This window comes from Mucilaginibacter straminoryzae, from assembly GCF_022953055.1.
GTDB classification, from domain to species: domain Bacteria; phylum Bacteroidota; class Bacteroidia; order Sphingobacteriales; family Sphingobacteriaceae; genus Mucilaginibacter; species Mucilaginibacter straminoryzae.
Map to the genome: position 1 here is coordinate 16,516 of NZ_JALJEJ010000008.1, position 26,951 is coordinate 43,466.

Below are 26,951 nucleotides of genomic sequence, written 5' to 3' on the forward strand. Positions count from 1 at the left end.
AAGCACTACCTACAGTAATTACATTTTAACCCCGTTATTTAAAATGAAGGTAGGTGCACGCAGAATTAGTGCGATATATATTCTAGTCAGTCTGCTCTGGATCGTTCTCAGCGACAAGGTATTGTACTTATTTACCAGAGAACTCAAGGCCGAAAGCGTTGAATTTATCAGCAGTTTCAAAGGCTTCTTCTTTGTATTAATCACCGGATGGTTGTTATATAAGCTAATTAAACATGATGATCAGCGGCTGATCGATAGTGAGAAACAATACCGTTCTATTTACGAGGATAATCCATTGCCCATGTGGATATACAGCCTCGATACGCTGAAGTTCGTTTCCGTGAACAATACCGCGGTAACACATTATGGCTTCAGCCGGAAAGACTTTCTAAATAAAACCATATTGGATATCCGGCCAGAGGAAGACTGGGTAAAGGTGATTAAATCCATTAAGGATGTTACCGTAAAAGTAAGGTCCTCTGGCAACTGGCGCCATTTAAAGGCCGATGGCGAGCAAATATTTGCCAAAGTAAGTTCGCAGCAGATCATTTTTAATGGTAAGCCGCATGTGATGGTTACTGCCCATGATGTAACCGACAAAGTATTATTTCAAAACCAGTTGGCAGATTTAAATCAAAAGCTGGAATCGGAGAAAAAGAAATTAAGCGAAACGCAGCAAATTGCCAAGTTAGGTGGTTGGGAATACTACCCTGTACAACAGAAGCTGGTATTTTCTGAAGAAATGTACCTGATGACTGGCCTCGATCCGTCGCACCCGGAAGATTTATTCCAGATCTATGTAGATCGCATCTTTGCAGAAGACAGGCCTGCCATGACGGAAGCCATGCAATTGTTGCTTACTGAAGGGCAAGCATTCGACGTTACGCATCGCATACGCGGGTTAGATGGAAGCGTACGTTACATCCGGCAGATGGCCAGGATAGACCATTCGACAAGCCCCGCCAAAGTAATAGGGTCTGGCCAGGACGTAACGGAGATCAAAGAGCTGGAACTTGAACGGAACCAATACCAGTTCGACCTTCAGAATACCATCAATAACATCACCGAGGGTTTCTATACGCTCGACCGGGAATTGCGCTTCACCCGGGTAAATAAAAAGTTTGAGATGGAAAGTGGGATGGAAGCCAAAGACATGATCGGCAAACACATGGAAACGGTTTTCCCAGGTATAGAAGAGAAGCTGACCTACCAGATGATCCTCGAGGTATTGGACACCAAGGATATCAGGAAATTCGAGATCTATTCCACTTATTTTAACAAGTGGCTCTTCGTAGCTGTTTATCCCACAAAAGATGGGGTAGCTGTCAACTTTAACGACATTACAGAAGTAAAGCAAAAAGACGAAGCACTGAAAGAGGCCTTGCATCGTTACAACATGGTTGCCAAGGCAACTCAGGATGTGATCTATGATTTTAACCTTTCGACTAAAAAGATAGAACTGATCAATAACGTTAGAAATTTGTTTGAAGGGAACGACCAGGCTGAAGGCGATAAGGAAATTTATTGGGCTGATATGGTTCACCCGGAAGATCGGCTATCAGTTAAAAACCGCAGACTGGAAGCATTTGCCAACCAAAAAGCCAACGTGAGCTGCGAATACCGCCTGCACATCGGTAACGGGAAATTTAAGCATGTGTACGATCAGAGTTATATTATTTACGATCAGGAGGGAAAAGCAGAGAGACTGATCGGGGCGATAAAAGATATCGATGCACTGAAACGTGTAAGCGAAGAAAACAAACGCCTGGCAGACATTATCACCACCATTAATAACATGGTATTGGTAACAGATCTTAATCACCGGATTACCTGGGTTAACAAGGCATTTGAAGACCATTGCGGTTACTCGCTGTCAGAATTAATAGGAAGGGTACCGAGCGAAGTGCTCGGCGGTCTGCGTATGTGTACAAAAACATTAAGCGAGGTACTTGCAAAAAAAGATAAAGGCGAGGTGTTCTCTTTAGAATTGCAGCATCATCTTAAAAATGGAAACAGCCCCTGGCTGCATGCCGAATTTAAACCGCTTTACGATGATAAGGGTAAGAGGATAGGCTACATTTCCGTACACCAGGATATCACGGTTAGAAAGCTGAAAGAACAGCAGATACAACTTCAGAACCAGGTGTTGCAGGAAATTTCGTGGCTTAGCTCGCACGAGATCAGACGCCCGGTCGCTTCATTACTGGGCCTCACTTATCTGTATAAAGACACGACGGATCAACACGAAAAAGAGCACCTGGTTGCCATGATTGATGAGTGTGCGCAGGATCTGGATACCATTGTGCATACCATTACTGAAAAGGTAGATAAAGAACTTTACCCTGTTCAACAAAAGCTTTCTGCATAAAAAAAGGCTGCCCGTAAAAAAGGCAGCCTTTCATCTATAACTCGTCAGCCGGTTAAGCTTGTTTTGCAAACTGCGCGTTGATGATCAGTTTTACTTCTTCGCCAACCACGATAGAGCCAGCTTCGGTAATACCTTCCCAGGTTAAACCGAATTCTTTACGGTTGATTTTACCGGTGATTTCGAAACCTGCTTTAGTGTTACCATAAAAATCGGCGGCGGTACCACCAAACTCAACGTCAAGTGTTACGGGTTTGGTTACACCTTTAACAGTAAGGTCGCCGGTTAATTTATAATCAGAATCGTCTACTTTCTTAAGTGAAGTTGATTTGAAAGTGATTTGCGGATATTGGTCTGCATCGAAAAAGTCGGCGCCGATCAGGTGCTGGTCGCGTTGTTCCTGGTTGGTGTCAATGCTTTTTACATCTATAGAAAAGTCGATCTCAGAATCCTGAAAATCTTCACTTTCTGTAATTACTTCGCCCTGAAATGTTTTGAATGTACCTGTTACGGTAGAGATTACAAGGTGTTTTACTTTAAACTGAACCTCTGAGTGCATTGGGTCCATAACCCATTTTGTTGTTGCCATGGTAATGATGATTGTTTGATTTCTTTAACAAAGGTAAATATATATGTTTAAACATCTAATTTTGCCATACTTATTTACAATAAGAAGACAATGGCCTAAATTTAACTATTGATTCTGATAATTGTTCGGTTAGATTTGCACATCACACTTTTTCTATGAGAAAACTTTTTATTGCCTCTGCACTGATCATTGTTGCGTTAATAACCGCCTGGAGCATCATTTGGCCACCAGCCTTATGGTCTTTCGTTATTTTGGGGCCTATACTGTTGATAGGGGTGTATGACCTGTTTCAGCAAAAGCATAGCATCGTACGCAATTTTCCGGTGTTCGGGCATTTACGTTTTCTGGCAGAAGAACTTCGTCCTAAAATCTACCAATATTTTGTAGAAAGCGATACCGACGGTACACCTTTTAACCGTCAAAGCCGCAGTGTGATCTATCAGCGGGCGAAAAAGGTTGACGATACCAGTCCGTTCGGTACAGAGCTGGATGTTTACCAGATCGGTTACGAATGGCTGAACCACAGTATTGCGGCGGTAGACCATCATGAACTGGATATGGCCCCACGTGTAAAAGTTGGCGGCCCGCAATGCAGGCAGCCCTATTCTGCCAGTGTATTTAATATCTCGGCCATGAGCTTTGGTTCGTTGAGCGAGAATGCCGTGCTCGCACTCAACGGCGGTGCGCGTATTGGTAATTTTGCCCATAACACCGGCGAGGGTGGTTTAAGTGATTATCACTTACAGCCGGTAGGCGATGTGATCTGGCAAATCGGCACCGGTTATTTTAGCTGCAGAAATACCGACGGCACTTTCAATTACCAGGCTTTTGCAGAACGCGCGGTACTGCCGCAGGTGAAAATGATAGAAATTAAACTCTCGCAGGGTGCTAAACCAGGCCATGGGGGCATATTACCGGCAGCGAAAGTAACGCCAGAGATTGCACGGATACGGTTAGTAGAAATGGGTAAGGATGTATTATCGCCGCCGTATCATACTGCATTCAGAACCCCGGTAGAAATGGTGTATTTTATTCAAAAACTACGCGACCTGTCTGAAGGTAAACCTGTCGGCTTTAAGCTTTGCGTAGGACATAAAAGCGAGTTTTTGGCGATATGTAAGGCGATGGTCAAAACCGGCATTTACCCGGACTTTATTACGGTTGACGGGGGCGAGGGCGGTACCGGTGCAGCGCCATTAGAGTTTTCCAACTCGGTAGGGATGCCGCTGCGCGAAGCACTTGCTTTTGTGTATGATGCACTGGTTGGTTTCGATCTTAAAAAACACATCCGGATTATTGCCTCAGGAAAGGTTGCCACCGGGTTCGACCTGGTGAAGAATTTTGCCCTGGGGGCCGATATGTGTAATAGCGCCCGCGGTATGATGTTCGCACTCGGTTGTATACAAGCATTGGAGTGCAATAAAAACACCTGCCCGACAGGAGTAGCTACACAAGATAAATCTTTAATGAAAGGGCTGGTGGTGGAAGATAAAAAAGTAAGGGTAGCCAACTTTCAGAAAGAAACGGTGGGCAGCGCGATGCAAATGATCGGGGCAGGAGGGTTGCACCATCCCTGCGATCTTAACCGCTCTTACATTTACCGCAGGGTGAGCCCCAACCAGATCCAAACTTACGCAGAGCTGTTTCCTTACATCCCTAAAGGCAGCCTGCTGAACACACCGTACCCACGGCAGTTTGAATTTGACATGACCATCAGTAGTGAAAATACCTTTGTGCCCGATTTTAGCCGGGTCAGCAGTATCGAAACCGCTGGCCCGAGTGCATTTGTCGGCTGATTTGCTGACAACCCAATGGCAGTAAAACTAACTTAAAAGTTAGAAAACCGCTGGCGGGTTGGCAAATGTGGCGAATATGGCAGTCGTGGCAAATCCGGCAAATGCGGCAGACGTGGCGAACTGGTTTTCGCCAGCCAGTCACTTTTTATCGCCTGGTTTCGGGACGAAATGATGTAAAATAAAAAAGGGAGCTTTGCGGCTCCCTCTTTGATATTTTAGTCTTTAAAGCTTACGCTAAAACTTCTTTAACACGCTCAGCTGCTTCTTTCAGCAGTATAGCCGAGTAAACTTTCAGTCCTGAGTTATCGATCAGCTGTTTTGCTTCTTCTGCATTGGTACCTTGCAAACGAACGATGATCGGAACAGGGATGTTACCAATTTCCTGGTAAGCATCAATTACACCTTGTGCAACACGGTCGCAACGTACAATACCGCCAAAGATGTTGATCAGGATAGCTTTTACGTTAGGATCTTTCAAAATGATATTGAAAGCAGCCTTAACAGTTTGTGCGTTTGCAGTACCGCCCACGTCAAGGAAGTTAGCAGGCTCGCCACCGGCAATTTTAATAATATCCATAGTAGCCATCGCTAAACCGGCACCATTTACCATACAGCCTACGTTACCGTCAAGCTTTACATAGTTCAGGTTAGATTTGCTTGCCTCAACCTCCATTGGGTCTTCTTCGTTGGTATCGCGTAATGCGGCATAATCCGGGTGACGGTACAAGGCGTTGTCATCCAGGTTTACCTTTGCGTCAACAGCTAAAATTTTATTGTCTGAAGTTTTCAGAACAGGGTTAATTTCAAACTGAGAAGAATCGGTTGCATCGTAAGCTTTGTAAAGCGCAGTGATAAATTTCACCATATCTTTAAAAGCATCGCCAGAAACGCCCAGGTTGAAGGCAATTTTACGCGCTTGGAAAGCTTGCAGACCAACTTTAGGGTCAATTTCTTCTTTATGGATCAGGTGAGGGGTGCTGTGTGCAACTTCTTCGATATCCATACCACCTTCGGTAGAATACATGATAATGTTGCGTCCTTTAGCACGGTCAAGCAAAACGCTCATGTAAAATTCTTTGGTTTCGCTTTCGCCTGGATAGTAAACATCCTGGGCAATTAAAACCTTATGAACTTTTTTACCTTCAGGTCCGGTTTGCGGAGTAACCAGCTGCATGCCTAAAATAGCATTGGCTCTTTCTTTAACTTCGTCCAGGTTTTTTGCCAGCTTCACACCACCGCCTTTACCGCGACCGCCAGCATGGATTTGTGCTTTAACCACAACCCAGTCTGAACCAAAGTCTTCTTTCATTTTTTTAGCCGCTTCAACAGCCTGGTCAACGGTCTCGGCAAGGATGCCTTCCTGAACCCTGACACCAAAGCTCTTTAAAATAGCTTTGCCCTGATATTCGTGAATGTTCATGTCTACTGTTAGAATTTGCCGCTAATCTACAATTTCATCCCTACTTAAAAAATCTTAATTTATTTTCTGCGGTTATTTATCAATACAATTCAACTTAAAACGGTTTATCCTATTTTTGCCCAGATGCTAAAGGCTCAGAACATAAAAAAGAAATTCGGCGATCTGCATATTCTTAAAGGTGTAGACCTTGAAGTAAGCAAAGGCGAGATCATTACCATCGTCGGCGCCTCAGGTGCAGGTAAGAGTACACTGCTTAATATCCTGGGTACGTTGGATAAGCCGGATGAAGGTAAAGTTTTTATTGCAGGCACCGAAGTAAGCAGCCTGAGCAACAACCAGCTCAGCAATTTCCGCAATCAGAAAATCGGATTTATTTTTCAGTTCCACCACCTGTTGACAGAGTTTACCGCTCTTGAAAATGTGTGCATACCTGCTTTTATTGCGGGGGTGGGCAAGCAGGCAGCAGAGAAAAAAGCGAAGGAGCTATTGAGCAAGCTTGGTCTGGCCCAGCGCATTGATCACAAACCGGCGCAGCTATCTGGCGGTGAGCAACAACGGGTAGCCGTTGCACGTGCCTTAGTAAACGACCCGGCGTTGATTTTTGCAGACGAGCCATCCGGCAACCTGGATTCTGCCAATGCACGCGAGCTGCATGAACTCTTTCTGCAATTGCGGAATGATCTGGGGCAAACTTTTGTAATTGTTACCCACAACGAAGACCTGGCCGACCTTTCAGACCGCAAGGTGACCATGAAGGATGGCATGATTGTACAAACTACTATTTAACGTGAGCATTTTAATAACCGGAGCATTATCAGCCAAAGCACATCAGTTGAAGCAACAGTTTACTGATAGCGAAGTGCTGTTAGGAGATTTTGAAGAACTGCCGATATTCATGGTACAAAGCGGTAAGATGTTAAAACTACCTGCCCCCAAAAGCGCCGCTTATCTTCATGAAATGCTGGCCATTTGCTTAGATAACGGGGTAACCCGCGTATTAGCGCTAAATGTTCAGGAGTTTCAGCTGTTAAGCGAAGCTGTACAGCTTTTTGATGAATACGGCATACAAATAGAAAGGGGATACGATGGTTTATAGCGATCTGGATTACCGTAAAACAGCCTTTATTTTTGAGCTGGACAACGTGCTCTATCCGGAAAAGGACTACCTGCTGCAGGTTTACTACCTGTTTTCTAATTTCTTGGAATACACAGAAATGACTCCGGCTAAAGAAATGCTCGGGCTGATGACAAAGGTTTTTGAAGAGAAAGGAGCAGACGCGGTGTTAGATGCTGTACAGGTAGAATTTAAGCTGGATGAAAAATACCGCCAGAACTTTGCGCACTTAATGGTAAATGCCAAACTGCCACTTAAACTATTACTGTACCAAAAAATGCTGCAATTACTTCAGGATATTGTGGTAGACCGCAAGAAAATATTCATTGTCACCAATGGGCACCCTCCATTGCAACTAAATAAGATCAGGCAAACAGATTGGAACGGGCTTGAAAAATACCTGACATGTTATTTTGCCAACGAGTATGCGCCCAAGCCAGAGCCTGATGCTATTCATACCTTAATTAAAGAACATCAACTGGAGCGGCGAGAACTGCTGATGATCGGAAACGGAAATATAGATGAAGCTACCGCTGAAGCTGCCGGAATTGATTATATTAGTGTTGATAATTTTCTGAACTTTAATTGATTAAACCAGCTGTCTGAAACGTTCCGTTACGGGAAAATTTTTCTCTGTTTAAACTATTTCCGGGCTTTAAACGTATCAGTACAAATAGCATTTATGAAGAAGTATTTTTTACCCCTATTGCTGATCGGCTTTGCTTCCACGTTTCAAGCTTGCAAAAAAGATAAAGCGACAACGCCTGCAACAACAGCTTCCGGCGTTGATAAATTAAAGGATTCTGTTTTCTACTACGCAAAAGAAGATTACTACTGGTATAGTTCACTGCCAGACTATAACACCTTTAACCCTCATAGCTTTACCGGAAGTACAGACCTGGAAGCTTTGCAAAACGAAGTAAATAAGCTTTCACAATACGCAATCAATCCTTCCACCGGTAAGGCCTATGAATACTACGACGGTACCCAGGCAAAATATTCATTTATAGATGATGGCGCAGCTTCGCAAAGATTAAATGCCGTAACCGGGGATTTTGGCTTTGCGCCGATCTACGCTGGAACTAATGATCTAAGGGTGAAGTACGTATACGCAGGCTCGCCTGCGGGACTTGCTGGCCTGAAAAGAGGCGACCGTATTACCGTTATCAATGGAAGAACAAGTTTCCCTTATGACAATGGCGGCCCAAATTCCAAATTTATTATAGATGCATATACTAATAGCAGCACCATTAGTATGACGATACAACATTTGGACGGCACAACCGCCAATGTAAATCTGACAACGGCTACTTATACCATTAACCCGGTAATTACTTCTAAGATCATCACCTTAAGCAATGGCAAAAAGTTAGGTTATATCGTATTTAACAGCTTCATTACCTTAGATAAGGCGAAAGCTCCGCTTGATGCCGCCTTTGCCAATTTTCAAAGCAATGGTATAGATGAACTGGCCGTTGACTTACGGTACAACGGTGGTGGTTATGTAGAAACCGCCGAGTACCTTTGCAACCTGATAGCGCCTGCATCAACATCCGGAAAAGTGATGTACAAGGCTTATTATAATGATATTTTAACTTCTAAAAAAGCAGTATTACTGCGTAACCAGGTGCGTAAAAGCAGCAGTGGGCAAACTTATAATCTGTACGATAACATAGATTATTCGCTTAATGCAAATACAACAACCTTTGGCACGGCTCATGGCCTAAACTTAAGCCGGGTATTCTTTATCGTTACGGGCTCTACCGCTTCTGCAAGCGAGCTGACTATTAACAGCTTGAGGCCATACCTGAATGTACAGTTGGTCGGCCGTACCACCTACGGAAAACCGGTTGGTTTCTTTGACATCAAGATAGACAAGTACGAAATGTACATTCCGGAATTTGAAACCAAAAACGCAAATGCCCAGGGCGGGTATTATAGCGGCATGGCGCCAGGCACAACAGATTACCCAGGTAAAGATGCCGGTGATGATGCGGTACATGAGTTTGGTGACACCTCTGAAAACCTGTTGGCAAACGTAAAATACTTCCTTGAAAACGGGGTCTACAAAACGGCTACCACCAGTGTGCAAAGCCTTGGCGGCACAACAAGCATGTCGGTTGAACAACAAAGCGCCATGTCTGTAAGCCTGGAAAGTAAATCAGACCGTTTCAAGGGGTTGATCTATCAGAAGGTGAAATAAGAGATTTGATTTCTGAATGATGAGGGCTTGCTTTTTGGCAGGCCTTTGTTGTTTATCCGCTTTTAATCGGCCAATTGGCGCAAGTCTACAGGTACCACGCGCGAAATGCCCTGCTCAACCATAGTAACGCCATAGATCACATCTGTACTGGCGATGGTACGCTTATTATGCGATACGATGATAAATTGAGAATCTGAAGAGAATTTACGAATGATGTTATTGAACTTATCAATATTGGTATCATCCAGCGGGGCGTCCACCTCATCAAAAATACAGAAAGGAGCAGGCTTCAATAGGTAAAGCGAGAAAAGGATTGCAGTTGCTGTAAGCGTTTTTTCGCCTCCGGATAATTGATTGATAGACAGTGGGCGCTTTCCTTTTGGCTTAGCAATAATATCAATATCCGATTCAAGCGGATTTTGTGGGTCGGTCAGGATCAGGTCGCACGAATCTTCTTCATTAAACAGCGAGCGGAATACTTTAATAAAGTTTTCGCGTACCATAATAAAAGCCGACATAAATTTCTCTTTCGCCGTATCGTCAATCTCTTGTATGGTTTGCAGCAACGACGCTTTTGCCTCTAAAAGGTCCTTCTTTTGCGTGTTGATAAATTGGTAACGTTCGTCCATCTCACGGTATGCTTCAATCGCCATTGGATTGATCGCACCAAAATCGTCCAGCTGTTTTTTTAGTTTCTCGGTCTTCTCCCGTAATTCCTCTTCCGTTTCTTCGGCAGGGGGCGGGGTATCCAGCAGGTCTTCAATATCAATGCTAAACTCTACTGATAATCGCTCTTTCAGCGCGTTCAGATCCAGTTTCAGGTTATTGCGCTTGTCTTTCAGTTCGTTCTCTACAAATTCGGCCTGTTCTTTTTTGCGGCGAAGCGCAGAGATTTCATTCTCCATTTCTGTGATCTTCCCGCGTGAACCGTAGTAAACCTGCTCGGCCTGCTGGGTGGCCTTTTCCATTTCCTCACGCTGCACGTACATCTGCAAAAGATCTTCGTCCGAGTGGTCTGTTTGCAGCATCGTTTCCTGGATGGCTACCTTTAGTTTCTCCATCTCGGCCGAATTGATATTGATCCGGCTTTCCAGGCTATCATGCTGGGTTCCGCGATATTCAAGGTCTTTTAACAGCCCTGACACTTTATTTTGCTGCTGATGAAAACGAATGTTCTCCTGGTTATAAGCATTCGATTGAACCGATACATACTCATTCAGCTCGGTAAATGCAATTTGCTTGTCCTGCAATAATTCGCCCTGGATTTGCTTCTGCGTCTTCAGCTCTTCCAGCTTAGGTTGCAGCGTTTGCATCTCTTGCTGGATGTTTGCAATCTTATTGGCGATATCTTCTTTGCGGTTGCGGCTGTTTTCAATAAAAGACTGGTATTGCTCCTGGCGGGTCTTCACCGTAATCAGTTCAGTGTTCAGCCGGTTTAAGTCCTGCTGCTTCTGCCGGATCTCTTCCGCCTTGGTTGAATCCCTCAGCGCGGCTAATTTACTCTGTAGTTGCTCTACTTTCTGGTTGGCCCTGGCAACATCGCTTTCAATCATCCGGATCTCTTTCGCCAGGTTTTCGAGATTTTTGGCGCGCCCGATCCGTTTACCCTCGAATAACCCGACAGAACCACCGGCCAGCGTGTATTTACTCTTGTTGAATTTACCACTCTTACCCAACAGCACCAGTCCGTCCGGTAACTCGGTATTGTTCAGATCGTTTTCAGCAGCGTCATCAATCAGGTAAACGTTCTTTAGCAAGTTACTGCATAAGGCCCTATATTTTGCATCAATTTCTACTACGCTCAAAGCAGGCACAAATGAGCTATTGGCTGGAAGCGCTTCGTTCTTAACTTCCTGATAATTATTTAATATAAAGAACTGAGCTCTACCTTTAGATGAATTACTAAGCAAGTTAATGGCATTGATTGCTTCGTCGTACGTTTCGACAACATAGTAGTTCATCAAAGGCTCAAGGTAGTTTTCTATAGCTACCCGGTAATCTTCTTTACAAAAAAGAACGTCGCTGAAAAGAGGTGCATTTTTAGCCCAACCCGCATTCTTTTTCAAAAACCTGATGGACTCCGGGAAACCTTCCAGGTTATCCACCATACTTTTCGTAAGCGTATATTCATTCTGCTTGGCATCAAGCTTTCGGCTTTCCTGGCGGATATGGTCTTTAGCGCTATTGATCTCGGCATCAGTATCCTTGATCTGCTGCTGCAATTGCGTCTCATGCGCAATAGCCAGATCGTGTTCTTTTTGCAGCGTTTCGCTACGATATTCCAATTCGGCCACCAACTGGTTGAAATGCGAAAGCTCGACCTCTTTACTGGCGGCATCATCGATATTACGCTGGCTTTCCTGCTCCAGCGCCTGCTGCTGGATCCGCATAATATCAATCTCTTTCTCGGTACTGTAGATCTGGTTTTGCAGGCGATTGTTGATACTGGTCAGCTCGTTCAGTTCTTCCCGTGCAGACGTTTGTTCAACACGCAACTCATCAACAGCCTGTTTCAGATCGGCCACCCGTTCGCGAATGTTTTCCAGGTTTTCTTCTTCCTGGGCTTTCTCTTCGTTCAGGCGTTTAATATTGTAGAGTACGTGGTTTAGCTGATTGCGGTCGCGTTCCAGCTCGGCAGTCAAGGTAGCTTCCTTGTCCTTCTGGTATTTTAGCTGCTCGTTCTTAACACGTTTCTCGCTTTCGTAAGCACGGATCTTGGCAATGAACTCGTTGGTGGCTTTCTGTTGAACCGATAGGTTTTTCTCCAGCGTCAGGCTTTCCAGCTTTTGTTTCTGTACGTCTGCCTCAAGGGTATCAATTTGCGTAACCACGCCCGATTTCTCCACCCGTTGCTGCTGTTCCTGCTCTTCAATTTTGGAAAGAGATTCGCTGAAAGATATAATGCGGAACGAAGCCAGCATAATACTGAGCGACTTGTACTGATCCTTTAGCCGGTAATAACGTTCAGCTTTTTTTGCCTGGTTTTCGAGCGTCTTCAGGTTTTTCTCTATCTCGAACAACAGGTCTTCTACACGAGAAAGATCAGCCTCTGTATCTTTTAATTTATTGAAAGTTTGTTTTTTACGAAGCTTATATTTAGAAATACCTGAAGCTTCTTCAAACAAGTTCCGGCGCGATCCTTCTTTGTTGGTAATAATCTCGTCGATCATTTTTAATTCGATGATCGAGTAAGAATCCGCCCCGATGCCCGTATCCAGGAACAGGTCGGTAATGTCCTTTAAACGGCACTGCACATCGTTCAGCCGGTATTCGCTTTCGCCGGTGCGATATAACTTGCGCGTAAGGGTTACCTGCGAAAACTCGGTAGGCAGTACGTTTTTGGTGTTATCGAAAGTAAGGGAAACCTCTGCAAGGTTGGCAGGCTTACGGCTTTTGGTTCCGTTAAAGATCACGTTCTCCATCTTTTCAGAACGGAGCATCCGCGTACTTTGCTCACCCAATACCCACCGGATAGAATCTACCACGTTAGATTTTCCGCAGCCGTTGGGACCAACGATAGCTGTAACGCCCTCGTTAAAGTTAATGGTAATCTTATCCCCGAAGCTTTTAAATCCTTTAATCTCTAAACGCGTAAGCTGCATCTAATCCGGTAAGTTCAATCAATAATGAGGGTTCAAAGTAATTATAAAAAAATGAATTTTAAAAGGATATTTTATTGGTTTGAAGCGCTTTTAAATACGTCAATCTACGATTAACAAACCGCTATTAAATATAAATCTCGCCTTTAAGATAAGTCACCGCCTCGCCACTCATCAATACTCGGTCGCCTTTTAGCTCACACCATAACTCGCCTTTACGGGCAGAGAGTTGGTAGGCGTGCAATTGATTCTTCCCTAATTTTTCTGCCCAGTAAGGGATAAGATTACAATGTGCCGAGCCGGTAACCGGATCTTCCGCGACGCCTGCGGCAGGGGCAAAAAAGCGCGAAACAAAATCAACCGTATTTCCCGGAGCGGTAACAATTATGCCGATCGCATCTACTTTAGCCAAGGCGGCAAAGTCTGGTTGAATATCCAGGATATCCTGTTCATCTTCATACACCAGGAAGAAATCGCGCGAACGCAAAATGTGTTGTGGCGCTTTACCTCCCAACGCTTCGATCAAGGCAGCCGGTAATTCAGCAGGATAGGGCGGGCGGGAAGGAAAATCAAGCGTATACTTATCGCCTTGATTAGACACCTTTAATACACCCGCATTTTGCGTACTGAACAAGATCTCGTTTTCTGCGTAGCCCAGTTGCGTAAAAATGATATGCGCCGTAGCCAAAGTGGCGTGGCCGCACAGATCGATCTCCAGTTCTGGCGTAAACCAGCGCAGGTGATAACCTTCAGAAGTAGGAACAAAAAATGCAGTTTCGGCAAGGTTATTCTCCGCAGCAATCTTTTGCATGGTCTCGTCGGGCAACCATTCATTCAAAGGGCATACAGCGGCAGGGTTGCCGCCGAAAAGCTTATTGGTAAAGGCATCAGCCTGGTAAATGTCGATAGTCATAATTTAATAGATATATAAAAGCTAAGATAAGTTTTTGATTTTGGTCAACAACTTTTCAGACTACGATTTAAGTAGAATAGACTTGACGAAATACTAAAAATATTAGTATTTTTGATTTAATGAACGCGGACAGGATTACGGAGAAGTTAAATATTTTAGCAGATGCCGCCAAGTATGATGTTTCATGTGCGTCGAGCGGAAGCAAGCGGCAGAACAAAAATAAAGGGCTGGGGAATGCGAGTAATGGCATCTGCCATACCTATACAGAAGACGGCAGGTGTGTATCATTACTAAAAATCCTGCTGACTAACTTTTGCATTTACGATTGTGCTTACTGTGTGTCGCGTAAGAGCAACGACATCCAACGCGCCGCTTTTACCGTTCAGGAAGTGGTAGACCTGACCATCAATTTTTACCGGCGCAATTACATTGAAGGCCTTTTTCTCAGCTCCGGCATTTTTAAAGATGCCGATTATACCATGGAACGGCTGGTACTTGTTGCCAAAAAATTGCGTACCGAACACAACTTCAATGGTTACATTCATTTAAAGACTATTCCCGGTGCCAGTGACGAGCTGATGCACGAAGCAGGTTTGTACGCAGACAGGCTGTCTGTCAACCTGGAGATGCCTACCGAGCAAGGGCTGAAATTATTGGCGCCGGATAAAAACCGGGCCGATATGATTAAGCCGATGGGGTTTCTGAAGAACGAAATTGTGCAGTATGCAGAAGAAAAGAAGGCGTTAAAAAAAGCGCCAATGTTTGCCCCGGCAGGTCAAAGCACGCAGGTAATCATCGGCGCGACTAAGGAAACGGACCAGGAGGTACTGCACAATTCCGACCAGTTCTATAAAAAATTCAACTTAAAAAGGGTCTACTATTCCGGCTATGTACCTGTTTTGAGCGATAACCGGCTACCTGCTTTGAATACCGCTGTTCCGATGGTAAGAGAGAACCGGCTTTACCAGGCCGACTGGCTGATGCGTTTTTACCACTTTAAGGTAGACGAAATTGTCAATCCCTCACATCCTTTGTTAGATCTGGACATCGACCCAAAGTTAAGCTGGGCGTTGCGTAACCTTCATGTTTTCCCTGTCGATGTGAATAAAGCAGATCTGCAGTTAATCCTGCGGGTGCCGGGGATCGGACTGCAGTCTGCAAACCGGATCGTAAGCGCCAGACAGTTTGGTAAACTCAATTGGGAACAATTGAAAAAAATGGGAGTGGCGTTAAATCGAGCGCGTTATTTTATTACCTGTAATAGCCCCTCTTTTGAAAGCCGCGACCTGACCGGAACTGCGATTAAGCAATACATTTTGGCGGAATCGCAAAGCAAATACCTTAAAAATTCATCCATACAACTCAACCTGTTTTAGCTTATGACAACGCTGATCTATGATGGTTCTTTTGAAGGTTTATTGACAGCCGTATTTGAAGTATATGAGCACAAGCTTCAACACGTGAAACTACAGAAAGGGGAGTACCATCATACGGCTTTGTTTGAGAATGTGATAAAGGTGCTTACTGATACGCAGCGGGCTGCACGGGTACTTAAAGGTTTGCAGCAAAAACTTTCGCCGATTGGTTTGCAGCGTTTGTATGCCGCCCATATGGGAGAAATAGAAGGGGAGGACGATAATTTATTGGGGTTCATTCGCTATGTTTTTGATAGTGCGTATAACGTGGAAGAAGATTACGGCAACCGGTATGTAATGCGGGTCTCCGAACTTGTCCGCATGATGCGCCGAGAAAAGCACCGGATGGAAGCCTTTATCCGCTTTCAGGAATTAAAGGATAAAACATTTTATGCTGCCATAGAACCTGACTTTAATGTGTTGCCGATGCTAATCAGGCATTTCAAGAACCGGTATGCAGACCAAAAGTGGATCATATTTGACATCCGCCGCAATTACGGTATTTATTATGACCTGCATGATACCCAGTTTATCTCGCTTGATTTTGCAACCGTTAACCCCGGTAATGTAATTTCTGCCTATGACGAGCAGGAGGGATTATACCAGACCTTATGGAAGAATTATTTCAACAGCGTGAATATCCCGGCAAGAAAAAACAGCAAGCTTCATTTACGCCACGTGCCGAAACGCTACTGGAAACATCTGACAGAAAAAATTTAATTTTTTTGAAAGCCTTAAAAAGCACCTTTTTTTGTGAATAAGTAACTGATTTTCTGTTGATAACCCCTTATGTGCGGTGAAGAACTTGTTAACAAAAAAGAAACATTTGCTATTGACACGAAAACAAATGTTACCTACCTTAGTTATATCAACAACGACATACTTTGACAGCCTTGAGAATACGGAAATTGAATCGGGCGAATCTTCGGAGGAGCTAAAGATCAAGGGAAGTTCTCTAAGTTACCAGGGAAACATCACTGCACGCTAAAGGATGCAGCGGAAGCCGAACAAAGCACAACACGGGTTTGCGAAAGCAGACGAGTTAGGTGTATGAACAATCAAAAGAGCGTTCCTCAGAAGCGACACGAGCGAAAGCGAGTTCGAAAATGAGTTTGCAGGCAGATGCGGTATATCGAGCATAACAGACGCGCGAGCGGCAACCATGCAAACGTTGCAAATGACCAGGGTGGATTTAAAAGGGGTATTGCAGCAGAAGACACCGTACTTTACGGAGAACAGTGAACAAGCACGCAATGATTGTTAGCAGGATATGTAACGCGAGAGCGGCGCACGAAAGCAGATCGGTTAAATACAACAAGTCGTTATTGATGCTTCATGATAGCTATGGCTACATCTGAAGTTAGAAACGGAGACCATTTCTGAACAAGAATGTGTCTCCGTTTTGCCTTTAAAGTGTTTTAATGCTGCCCGGCGAATATTTCTGTCAGGTGCGCCAAACCTTCCGGTGAGTGCAGGATTGCCGTTTGCTCCATCGTTTCTTTTGCGACTGCTGATATTCGCCGACACATTTTATCTTCATAGGCCGCGATAGCCTGCTTCATGCTGTCAAATTCTTTATTTAACAAGCATTCGGATAATTCCAAAGCATCCAGCATAGCCATGTTTACTCCTTCACCTGCATAAGGCGGCATTACATGCGCGGCATCGCCCAGCATGGTCAAGTTAGCTTGTGCTTCCCATGCGTGTTCTACCGGCATGCAATATTGCGGGCGGGGTATAAATGGAAGCGTAGCATGTTTGAATAAATTGCTCCAAAGTTCGCAGCAGTCATCAAACTCGTAATTAAACCATTTAAGCACCGATGCATTGTCTGTAAAATTAATACCGCTACTTTTAGCCCAATTTTCTTCGGCCCTGAAACCTGCGTAAAACTGTAAACTACCATCGCCTTTGGCACTGATTACCAGTGTTTTTGTACCGCAGGTCGCAAATATTTTTCCGCCTTCTAACAGGCGTGTAATTTGAGGAACTCTGTTAATGGCATCATCTATCGCGCCTTTCACAATCATAATACCTGTATAAAATGGCTCAGCATCGGTCAGGTACCGGCGAATCCTGGAATTTGCACCATCTGCCGCGATGACGATATCAGCATAAGCAGATCTGCCATCAGCAAAATGAAGCAGCATCCCGCTGTTCTTCTTTTCTAAGCTTACAAACTGGCTATCCCAGACAACAGTATCCGGATGAAGGGAATCCAGCAGCAGATCGCGCAATGGCCCACGGTCTATTTCCGGCCGGAAATGTTCGTTGTCGCTAAAACTATTTTCATTTTCCCCATCTTCAAATCTGATCGTTCCATATTGGTCTATTAATGTGAATTTATCTGCACCGGGGCGATAGCTGGCTTTAAACGCATCGATAAGTCCGGCTGCCTTTAAAGCCTTCAACCCGGATTCCTGGTGCAGATCCAGTGTAGCTCCTTGAACGCGAACATTGCGGTTAATATCCCGTTCATATACTTTTACATGAATGCCCCGCAATTGCAACAAACGTGCAAGCGTAAGACCACCCGGACCGCCACCAACTATAGCTATTATCTTTTCGTATATCGTAGTCATATCGTAATTCGTTTTAAAGTGATTTAACTATAGAGACGATTGACTAAAAAGAACATTTTACTCAATTTAAAATTTGAATTATCGGGTAATTCTTTTTTTTCGCCTCAGTAAAATCCTATTTTAGTAACATGGCTAAAGAAGGCAGGAGTCGCGCAGGCAACAGCAAGAAAATATTCGTTTTGGATACTTCCGTGATACTATATGATCACAACGCTTTTCAAAACTTCCAGGAACATGATGTAGCCGTGCCGGTGCAAGTACTGGAAGAACTGGACAATATGAAAAGCGGCAACGATACGCGAAATTTCGAAGCCAGAAGTTTCATCAGGCTGATGGACGAATTTGCATCCAACCGTACTTTGAACGATTGGGTTCCGCTCAACGGCAACGGCAAGGGACAGTTCAAGGTGGTAATGGATAAAGCCTCTTCAAAGCTTAATGCTGAGTTGATCTTCGGTAAAGATAAGATTGACCACCGCATATTAAATGCCGCGTTGGGTTTGCAGGAGGAACACCCCGATAAAAAGGTGATCCTGGTATCTAAAGATATTTGTCTGCGTCTGAAAGCCAAGGCGCTTAACCTGCATGCAGAAGATTACGAAACAGGCAAGGTTAAAAATATATCTGAACTTTATACGGGCAAAAACACGGTAGACAAACTGCCTGAAAGGACGATTAATCAATTTATTAAACAGGGCATTTCTTCGGCAGAAAGTTTGGGTATAACTTCGCCTGCACGCAATTGCTTTTATACGTTGAAGAGCAAAACCAAAAGTGCATCTGCTTTTTATAACCGCCAGACAGCGGCCGTCCACTATGTATCAGATCAACCTGTTTTCCATATCTCGCCCCGCAACCCAGAACAGGCTTTTGCGATCCACGCCCTGCTTGACCCGCAAATTAAACTGGTGACCATTCAAGGCAACGCGGGGACCGGTAAAACGCTGATAGCACTGGCCAGCGCGTTAGAACAGCGAAAAGATTACCGGCAGATCTATGTAACGCGGCCTATAGTACCGCTAAGTAATAAGGATATTGGTTTTTTGCCCGGCGATGTAAAAAGCAAGGTAGACCCTTACATGGCGCCTATTTGGGATAACCTCAAATTCATTAAAGAGCAGTTTGCAGATGATCCGAAAATGCAGGCAAAGATTGATGAACTGGTGACCAATGATAAAATATCCATAGCGCCGCTGGCCTTTATCCGCGGGCGTACGCTAACCAAAATATTCTTTATTGTAGACGAAGCGCAGAATTTGACACCTCACGAGGTAAAAACAATTATCTCTCGTGCCGGTGAAAATAGCAAGGTGGTTTTTACGGGTGATATTTACCAGATAGATACCCCTTACCTGGATGCAGAAAGTAACGGTTTATCTTATTTGATCGACAAGGCTAAAGACCATCCGCTTTATGCGCACATCTCACTTCAGAAGGGCGAACGGAGTGAACTGGCTAACCTGGCGACCGAACTATTATGATACCAGGCTGTCGGCCACTTTATTAATGTCATTGGCAATTTTATTAACGAAACCAAGCTGCTCCCTTAAAAGATCCTGATCGGCTGAGTTCACACTCGGATCAAGGCATTCTACGCCTTTATCATTAAAATCCATGCTTTTGCCGCCGAGCTTTTTGCTGCATTCGTTCAATACTGCTATGTCCTTTTTCAGCATCTTCAGATTGTCAGCACGGATAAACCCGGCGTTCTTTCCAGTTAAGTTAGCGGCAATGGTTGCCAGGTAAGAAGATAAAATATGGTTCAGCACCACAAACCGGTGAACGCTTTTGGCTTGCTTTTGCTTGCTTTTAGGCTCGGATATCATGCGCTCAAAGGCAGCAGACAAGTTGGCCGACTTTACGAATACATCTTTACGGGCCAGCTTATATTCCGTCACATTTACCTGTTTCCCGGTCAGGTTCTGGGCTATGGTGATCAGGTAATTAATGTTTGCATCTACCACCTCATGAAGGCTCTGGCGCAATTGTTCAGATTCCCACGCTGGGAAGATGAGGTAACTGGCAGCAAAAGAAATAACAGCGCCGATAATGGTGTCGATAATGCGCTCTTCAGCAACATTTAAATGCCCAAGCCCCAGCACCCGGAAAAGGATCAGCACGTAAGGCGTCATCAGGATAACTGCAATGATATAATTGATACGCAGGAAGGTGTATGTCCCCATCATAAACAGCGTAAGCAAGACAACTTCTGCCGTTTTGTTATGGACAAAGGTAAGTACCAGCACACCGATGATGCCCCCTACGATGGTACCTACCACGCGCTCGATATTCCTTTGTTTAGATAAGCTGAAACCCGGTTTAAGGATAACGATAATGGTTAACAGCACCCAATAACTATGATGACCGAAAACGATTTTTTTACCGGTAACATGGTTAATTACTTCCAGCAGGCCCTGACTCTTTGTAATAACAAAACCAACCAGGCAAACCAATGAAACCCGTAATGAATGCTTAAAGGCTGCAGATGTAAGGGTAAGGTTATCGATGAAAATATGAGGCGCGTAATCCTGATGGGTAACAAATTTGGTAAATTCAACGCCTTCGGTTTTTGCGATCAGTCCCTCTGAAGAACGGGAATTATAATATTTATGAATGTCTGCTATTTTTTGGTGAACATCGCGCAGGTTGATCAATATCTTTTTCAGCACGATATTACTGCCGCCAGCAGCATTTTGGGGTAGCGCATCTATCTCTTTCTTCAACGCTTCCAGTTCGGGATAGAAACTTTTTAAATGGCGGTAACGTGTGTTTGACAGAATCGCGTAAGCGATATTATCCAATTCATTCGCCATACTTTGCAGCGTCAATGCAATGTTTCGCAATACACTGGTTTGCCCAAAACGTTCCCTTATTTCCCTGTAATCGTAATGGGTGGCCATAATGTGTTCATAAAGATCCACCAGGTCGGTAAACGTAAGTACCAGGATACGGCTCGCCCTTGTAGATTCCTTTACCACCTGCCTGCTTTTGAACAACAGTTCGCGTACCTGGTCCTGGTGCTGGCTTACCGTTACCTGTTGCGAAACCAGCTTTCGGTAGTTATCGTCGATATCCGTTTCGGGTAAATAAAAATCAGCTTTGATGCGCAGGAACTTCACTACGTCCGTGATATTTTCGGCTACGGCCTGTTGTGCCGCACGGTAGGGCCTGATACTGAAGAAAACAAGGCTAAACGCCATATACCATACCCCACCTGCGGTTATCGTGAGGCTATAGGAAAGCACTTCCCGGGGCTCCATTTCGCGGGCCATCATAAAAATCATTACCATTAAAGCAGCGGTGCCAACACTCGTAGCCCGGTTGCCATAAACAATGAACATAGAGAACAGGAACGAGAACGCTACTACTTCTGCACCAAGCGTATAAACGTTCAAACGCGCAAAGCCCGTAATAATGGCCACTAAAAATACCAGCAAATTACCTATAGCAAGCGCATTTCTGCGATAATGGGTGGGGGCAGGAGTGTCCACACCGCAAACGCAAACAGCGCCGAGCGACAGCGTAAGGCCTGCATCCAGCATCCCAAACTGCGCGAATATCAGCGAGGGTAACATTACTCCAAGCGTAATACGCAGGCCATCAGAAAAGTAATGACTGAATAGTAAACTTTTTATCTCGCGGGAGTGTACGTCCATATGATAATAACCGGTTTTGTATCCCGGCAATCGGTACAATAATAACTTTTATCGGCTTAAAACGGCATTATTTATCTATAAAATCATTGTCTATACCATAAGTAGATATTATATTTACCAAACATTTAAAACAGGCCATAAGTACCTGTTGTTTTTCATAAAGTTGCTTCATTCATCTATGTCATCTGCAAGCCAATTAAGCCAGCGGGAGTCGGTTTTCAACCAAGAGGTGATTACCCGTTTCGAGCTTTACAACAGTTTGTTCTTAACGCTTCCTTTTTACCAGGTTAAAGACACCGGAAATTTGCTGCCTTTTTTCAGCGCCCATTGTGAAAAGGGTGCCGCAAACCAGGATTCGCCTTCAGAGATTATCAGTTCTTTCTTTAAAAAGTACGTTCCTGATATTGACCATCCGGAGCAGTTAAACCGCTTGTTCAGGTTCTTACAATACATAGAACGCCAGGTAGTTTTATTTGATGCTATCGAAGATTCATCCTTTAGTAAAACTACCCGTTTTGAAGATAGCGCAACCCTGCAAAACCTGCTGCAACAAATTGGCGGCGACGAGCAGATGCGGAATGTAATTAAAGAAAAGCTAAAGAACTTTTCGCTGCGGCTGGTTTTAACCGCTCACCCTACCCAATTTTATCCAAGCCGAGTATTGGGGATCATGACGGATCTGATCGATTCTTTAAAAACGAACGATATAAATTCGGTGGATGTACTGCTACAACAGCTTGGTAAAACGCCGTTCTTTAACAAAACATCGCCAACACCGGTTGATGAGGCAGTAAGTTTGATCTGGTTCCTGGAGAATATATTTTATCATGCCTTAGCCGGTATTCAGGAAAAACTGAACGATGCTTTTGACGCGAGCGAAATTACGCATCAACTGCTGGAGATGGGCTTTTGGCCAGGCGGCGACCGTGATGGTAACCCGAACGTAAAGACAGATTCAACCAAAACAGTAGCTGCGTTACTTCGTCAGATCATCTTCCGCTGTTATTACCGCGATTTTAGGGTACTGAAACGCCGGATCACTTTCCGTGGTGTTGAAGACTCCATGAAAGAATTGGAAAGCGTTTTGTATGAAAATGCGTTCAATCCAAAAGAAGATGCCCAGGATCTGCAGGGAAGAATGCTGCAATTGCTGCAAGATATCAAAGACACGCTGGTATCAGAACATTACAGCCTTTTTGTAGAAATTGTAGACGATCTGGCTTTAAAGATCAGGCTGTTTGGCTGTTATTTCGCCACGCTCGACATCAGGCAGGACAGCCGGGTACTGCGAAAAGTGTATAGCTATATCACCGAGCAGACTGGCGTTGTACTACCAGAGAACTATGCGGAACTGGAAGAAACGGAAAAGATTAAATCGATTCCTTTCGTAGAAGCTGATTTCGTTTGCCCGGATGACGTCGATCCGCTGATTCAGGATACGTTAAACACCATCAGGCTGGTAAAGGATATTCAACAGCAAAACGGCGAAAAAGCCAGCGAACGCTTTATCATCAGCAACTGCCAGGAAGCATCTGATATTCTTCAGTTAATGAACCTGTTTCTGCTGAGCGGCTGGAAAAAAGACGAGTTAACCATAGATTTCATGCCGCTGTTTGAAACCGTCGGCGATTTAAAGGTGGCAGCCGAGGTGATGGAACGCCTGTATACGCACCCTTATTACCAAAAACACTTAGCCAGCCGTGGTAACAAACAAACCATTATGCTTGGTTTCTCTGACAGTACAAAGGATGGCGGTTACCTGATGGCAAACTGGTCTATCTATAAAGCCAAAGTGGAGCTTACCGCAATGGCTCAAAAGTATGGTGTAAACCTGGCATTTTTCGACGGGAGAGGGGGACCACCGGCACGTGGGGGTGGTAAAACGCACCGCTTCTATGCGGCTATGGGTAAAGAGATTGCCAATAACCACATTCAATTGACCATACAAGGGCAAACCATCAGTTCGCAATATGGCTCTGTTGAAACGGCCCGCTTTAATATCGAACAGTTGTTTAATGCAGGCTTAGCTTCCGCGCTTCATCCGAACCATCAGGATCTTTTGGATAGCCGTCATAAAGAGCTGATCGGTAAAATGGCAGATGAAAGCTACCGCTTATTTATGGACTTGCGCCAGCATCCACTGTTTACAGAATACCTGGAAAAACTAAGTCCGTTAAAACTACTTTCTGCGGTAAATATCAGCAGCCGGCCAACCAAACGCAACAGTGATGCGCCGTTGAAGTTAGAAGATTTGCGTGCGATCAGCTTTGTTACTTCCTGGAGCCAGCTGAAGCAAAATATCCCGGGCTTCTTTGGCGTGGGTACCGCTTTGAATAAAATGAAAGGAGAGGGGTGCTGGGCAGAAGTAGTGGAGTTGTACCAGAAATCGGGCTTCTTTAAAACGATGATCGATAACTGCATGATGTCTATGTCGAAATCTGATTTCCGCGTTACCGCTCACCTGAAAAATCATCCTAAGTTTGGCGAGTTCTGGCAGATGCTGTATAACGAGTTTGAACTCACCAAGTCATTGCTGCTGGAATTAACTAATACCGATACGCTGATGCAGGCCTATCCGATAGAAAAGAAATCTATTGCTGTTCGCGAACGCATCGTGCTTCCGCTGGTAATGATTCAGCATTATGCTTTAGATTGCCTGAACAATACCATTGACGAAGAACTGATTAAGGTTTACAATAAGCTGGTTGTTCGTACCGTATATGGCATTGTAAACGCAGGCCGAAACCTGGCTTAAATCAAATGAAGATACATATTGTAGGCGCATCCTGTGCAGGTTCAACAACCCTGGGGATGCGCCTTTCTGTTGAATTGGGTTACCCTTATTTTGATTCTGATAATTACTTCTGGGAACGAACAGATCAGCCGTATACGGTTAAACGATCCGTCGAACTTAGAAATGAACTGCTGAAAAAAGATATTACGGGTCTGAATGATTTTATCGTCGGTGGGTCTTTGGTAAGCTGGGGCGAAGGTTGGCAGTCTGCTTTTGACCTGGTTGTTTTCCTTTATGTACCGCCGGAAATTCGTATGCAACGGCTGCATAACCGGGAACTGGAGCGTTACGGCGAAGCCATCTTTACAGATGCTGAAAGAAAGCGCCAATATCAGGAGTTTGTGGACTGGGCCTCCGCTTATGATAAGCCGGATAATCCCAGACGCAGCCTGGCAGTTCATGAGCATTGGCTAAAGCAAGTTACCTGCGCGCTAATTGAAATCAGGGGTGATACAACCGTAGATGAGCGTATAAACATCATCAGGGAAAGTGGCTACCTGGGGTAAAGTTTATTTAGTAATTTTAAACTATCCTTTTAGCATCGTGTTATGCTTATAACAACCAATTATAAATATTAAGGATGAGAAAATTCATTTGGTTGCCTGCTGTGGTTTTATTGATCGCAGGGGCTTCATGCGGCGATAATAAAAGAGCCAAGAACTTCAATCAGCAAACAAAAGTTGACGATGACGCCTTGCAGTTTTTCACCATCGCTAATGAAGCGAATATTGCTGAAATAAAAACTGCAACCATCGCAGAAAATAACTCTAAAAATCCTCGCGTGGTTAATTATGCCAAGATGCTGATCAAAGACCATACGGATAATCGCAACGAGATGAAGAAGATTATGCTGGATAAGTACGTGACCGTTGGAGACACCGTTTCTGTAGAACATAAAATGATGGCGGACAGCATTTCTAAATTAACGGGACTAGCCTTTGATAAAAGTTATATGAACATGATGGTGAAAGACCATCAACAGGCTATTGAGTTGTATAAAGCCCAAAGGCAAAACACGCTTAAAACATTGGTTAATTTTGCTGATAAAAGCTTACCAAAGCTGCAAGCGCATTTAGATTCTGCAAAAGCAATTGTTGCTTCTTTAAAATAATTTCAACTGATAAGCTATTGGTGGCTGTGCCTTACCCATCACGGTTCGGCCACCATAACGCCAGGAATTATTGCGCTCTTCTTCAATCACTTCGTTAAAATTAGCGTTTGGGGTAAAATCCTTTTCCGCATTTTGCGCTATCTCAGAGAGCTTTTTAATAGCCTCTTTTTTATCAGATAATCCGATTTTAGCTTTGGCAACAGCATTGTGCAGCACCTTTAAGGTTTCGTCGTAAGTTTTAACCGGGACAGGGAAGGGGTGACCGTCTTTACCGCCATGAGCGAATGAAAACCTTGCGGGATCTTTAAAGCGAGCTGACGTTCCGTGGATTACTTCGCTCACCAAAGCCAGTGATTGTAAAGTACGAGGACCTAAACCTTCCAGCAATAATAAATCTTCAAAATCTTTGGGCTGCTTTTCACGCGCCAGCCAAAGTACAGCACCCAAACGTTTTAAATCGACATCTTTTTCCTGAACATCGTGGTGCCGCGGCATTACCAGTTTTGTTGCCTCTGCAAGCATTTTTTCGGGATTTTCACCGGCGATGGACATGATCGAATCACGCGCAGGAAGCGCTGCTGAAGCCGTCAGGTTTAAAATGGTTCCGATGTTCTTTCCGAAGACTGAAGTATGCGGTTCATTTACGAATGAAGATAGGTTTTCCGAATGCCAGTGATAACGCCGTGCGGTTTTATTAGTGGCATTCATACCTTGTTGTATCACCGTCCATTTACCGGAAGCGGTCAGTACAAAGTTATGCAGGTATAGCTGATAGCCATCCTGAATGGCCGTGTTATCTACCTTGGCCGTTAACTTACTGGTACGAACCAGTTCCCGGCTATTTAATCCTAACTGATCACCTAAACGCATTAATTCATTTGGCGTTTCCCGCGAATGTTTGCCCCGGCCGCCTGTAATATAAATTCCGAGTTCTTTTGCCTGCGGATTTATCGCGCGTTTTAACGCACCCATCACTGAGGTTGTAATTCCGGACGAATGCCAATCCATGCCCATTACCGCGCCTAAACTTTGAAACCAAAACGGATCGCTCAATCGTTTAAGAAATTCTTCAGCGCCGTAGTCCATTACAATCGTTTCCGTAACTTCTAAGCCTAAGCTTGCCATCCTTACGGCCAGCCATTGCGGTACATGCCCATAATGCAACGGTAAATCAGCAGAACCCGAACGTTTCATGCTAACAAATTTAGTAAAAAGAATTGATTGTGATTTATTAAAGTTGATAACGCGCACGTTTACAACGATGAAAACTGGCAAAACAGTGTCACCGCATTTATGATTAAAAGCCCCTAACTTTAACTATAGTAATTCTATTTAAAATTCATATAATTAATATTATGTTAAGTAAAAGTTTCAAAAATAAAGGCCTCCTATCA

Annotated in this window: 19 protein-coding genes; 12 read left to right on the forward strand and 7 right to left on the reverse strand. The window is 44.2% G+C overall.

Annotated elements, in window-relative coordinates; all coding sequences use genetic code 11:
• The first annotated feature begins 43 nt into the window (after positions 1-43).
• Entirely contained in the window at positions 44-2,368 is a 2,325-nt protein-coding gene (locus MUY27_RS15415) for a PAS domain S-box protein (protein WP_245131397.1), read from the forward strand.
• 52 nt (positions 2,369-2,420) lie between these two features.
• Here the strand turns inward: MUY27_RS15415 and MUY27_RS15420 are convergent, their stop codons facing one another.
• Entirely contained in the window at positions 2,421-2,954 is a 534-nt protein-coding gene (locus tag MUY27_RS15420; protein ID WP_245131399.1) for a YceI family protein, read from the reverse strand.
• A 155-nt stretch (positions 2,955-3,109) separates the two neighbouring features.
• On the opposite strand from MUY27_RS15420, the gene MUY27_RS15425 reads away from it, so the two are divergent.
• Positions 3,110-4,750, forward strand: a complete 1,641-nt coding sequence (locus tag MUY27_RS15425; protein ID WP_245131402.1) for an FMN-binding glutamate synthase family protein — start codon at positions 3,110-3,112, stop codon at positions 4,748-4,750.
• 229 nt (positions 4,751-4,979) lie between these two features.
• On the opposite strand, the gene sucC is transcribed toward MUY27_RS15425, so the two are convergent.
• Complete coding sequence (gene sucC / locus MUY27_RS15430) at positions 4,980-6,170, reverse strand: ADP-forming succinate--CoA ligase subunit beta (protein ID WP_245131405.1); 1,191 nt, start codon at positions 6,168-6,170, stop codon at positions 4,980-4,982.
• A 123-nt stretch (positions 6,171-6,293) separates the two neighbouring features.
• Between sucC and MUY27_RS15435 the strand changes: the two genes are divergently transcribed.
• From MUY27_RS15435 to MUY27_RS15450, 4 genes are all read left to right on the forward strand, one after another.
• A complete protein-coding gene (locus MUY27_RS15435) occupies positions 6,294-6,956 on the forward strand; it encodes an ABC transporter ATP-binding protein (RefSeq protein ID WP_245131407.1) in 663 nt (220 codons plus the stop codon).
• Between the two features lies 1 nt (position 6,957).
• Entirely contained in the window at positions 6,958-7,266 is a 309-nt protein-coding gene (locus MUY27_RS15440) for an ATP-grasp domain-containing protein (RefSeq protein ID WP_245131410.1), read from the forward strand.
• Positions 7,256-7,873 (forward strand): HAD family hydrolase, encoded by a 618-nt coding sequence (locus tag MUY27_RS15445; RefSeq protein WP_245131412.1) that lies wholly within the window; start codon positions 7,256-7,258, stop codon positions 7,871-7,873. Before MUY27_RS15440 ends, MUY27_RS15445 begins: the two co-directional genes overlap by 11 nt.
• Positions 7,874-7,966: 93 nt before the next feature.
• The gene (locus tag MUY27_RS15450) at positions 7,967-9,487 is read left to right on the forward strand and encodes a S41 family peptidase (RefSeq protein ID WP_245131414.1); all 1,521 of its coding nucleotides are present in this window, start codon (positions 7,967-7,969) and stop codon (positions 9,485-9,487) included.
• Positions 9,488-9,549: 62 nt separating this feature from the next.
• Here the strand turns inward: MUY27_RS15450 and smc are convergent, their stop codons facing one another.
• Together smc and MUY27_RS15460 are read right to left on the reverse strand one after the other, a co-directional pair.
• Positions 9,550-13,089 (reverse strand): chromosome segregation protein SMC, encoded by a 3,540-nt coding sequence (smc, locus tag MUY27_RS15455; RefSeq protein ID WP_245131416.1) that lies wholly within the window; start codon positions 13,087-13,089, stop codon positions 9,550-9,552.
• A gap of 124 nt (positions 13,090-13,213) precedes the next feature.
• On the reverse strand, positions 13,214-13,999 hold the full coding sequence (locus tag MUY27_RS15460) for a PhzF family phenazine biosynthesis protein (protein WP_245131418.1): 786 nt from the start codon (positions 13,997-13,999) through the stop codon (positions 13,214-13,216).
• A gap of 119 nt (positions 14,000-14,118) precedes the next feature.
• Between MUY27_RS15460 and MUY27_RS15465 the strand changes: the two genes are divergently transcribed.
• Both MUY27_RS15465 and MUY27_RS15470 read left to right on the forward strand, forming a co-directional pair.
• Positions 14,119-15,375: a putative DNA modification/repair radical SAM protein gene (locus MUY27_RS15465; protein ID WP_245131420.1), complete on the forward strand. Its 1,257-nt coding sequence runs from the start codon at positions 14,119-14,121 to the stop codon at positions 15,373-15,375.
• Between the two features lie 3 nt (positions 15,376-15,378).
• Positions 15,379-16,134, forward strand: coding sequence for a TIGR03915 family putative DNA repair protein (locus MUY27_RS15470; protein WP_245131423.1), 756 nt, complete (start codon positions 15,379-15,381; stop codon positions 16,132-16,134).
• A 698-nt stretch (positions 16,135-16,832) separates the two neighbouring features.
• Here the strand turns inward: MUY27_RS15470 and MUY27_RS15475 are convergent.
• Positions 16,833-17,996, reverse strand: coding sequence for an FAD-dependent oxidoreductase (locus MUY27_RS15475; protein WP_245131425.1), 1,164 nt, complete (start codon positions 17,994-17,996; stop codon positions 16,833-16,835).
• 128 nt (positions 17,997-18,124) lie between these two features.
• Between MUY27_RS15475 and MUY27_RS15480 the strand changes: the two genes are divergently transcribed.
• Entirely contained in the window at positions 18,125-19,477 is a 1,353-nt protein-coding gene (locus MUY27_RS15480; RefSeq protein ID WP_245131427.1) for a PhoH family protein, read from the forward strand.
• Here the strand turns inward: MUY27_RS15480 and MUY27_RS15485 are convergent.
• A complete protein-coding gene (locus MUY27_RS15485; protein WP_245131431.1) occupies positions 19,472-21,652 on the reverse strand; it encodes an FUSC family membrane protein in 2,181 nt (726 codons plus the stop codon). The two genes, MUY27_RS15480 and MUY27_RS15485, sit on opposite strands and share 6 nt — an antisense overlap.
• 178 nt (positions 21,653-21,830) lie before the next feature.
• Here MUY27_RS15485 and MUY27_RS15490 point away from each other — a divergent pair, with 178 nt between their 5' ends.
• The 3 genes from MUY27_RS15490 (at position 21,831) to MUY27_RS15500 (ending at position 25,557) form a co-directional block, all read left to right on the forward strand.
• Positions 21,831-24,407: a phosphoenolpyruvate carboxylase gene (locus MUY27_RS15490; RefSeq protein WP_245131433.1), complete on the forward strand. Its 2,577-nt coding sequence runs from the start codon at positions 21,831-21,833 to the stop codon at positions 24,405-24,407.
• A gap of 5 nt (positions 24,408-24,412) precedes the next feature.
• On the forward strand, positions 24,413-24,952 hold the full coding sequence (locus MUY27_RS15495) for a P-loop NTPase family protein (RefSeq protein ID WP_245131436.1): 540 nt from the start codon (positions 24,413-24,415) through the stop codon (positions 24,950-24,952).
• A 74-nt stretch (positions 24,953-25,026) separates the two neighbouring features.
• The gene (locus MUY27_RS15500) at positions 25,027-25,557 is read left to right on the forward strand and encodes a DUF4142 domain-containing protein (protein WP_245131439.1); all 531 of its coding nucleotides are present in this window, start codon (positions 25,027-25,029) and stop codon (positions 25,555-25,557) included.
• Here the strand turns inward: MUY27_RS15500 and MUY27_RS15505 are convergent.
• On the reverse strand, positions 25,549-26,751 hold the full coding sequence (locus MUY27_RS15505; RefSeq protein ID WP_245131441.1) for a DUF763 domain-containing protein: 1,203 nt from the start codon (positions 26,749-26,751) through the stop codon (positions 25,549-25,551). The genes MUY27_RS15500 and MUY27_RS15505 overlap by 9 nt on opposite strands.
• Between the last annotated feature and the right edge of the window lie 200 nt (positions 26,752-26,951).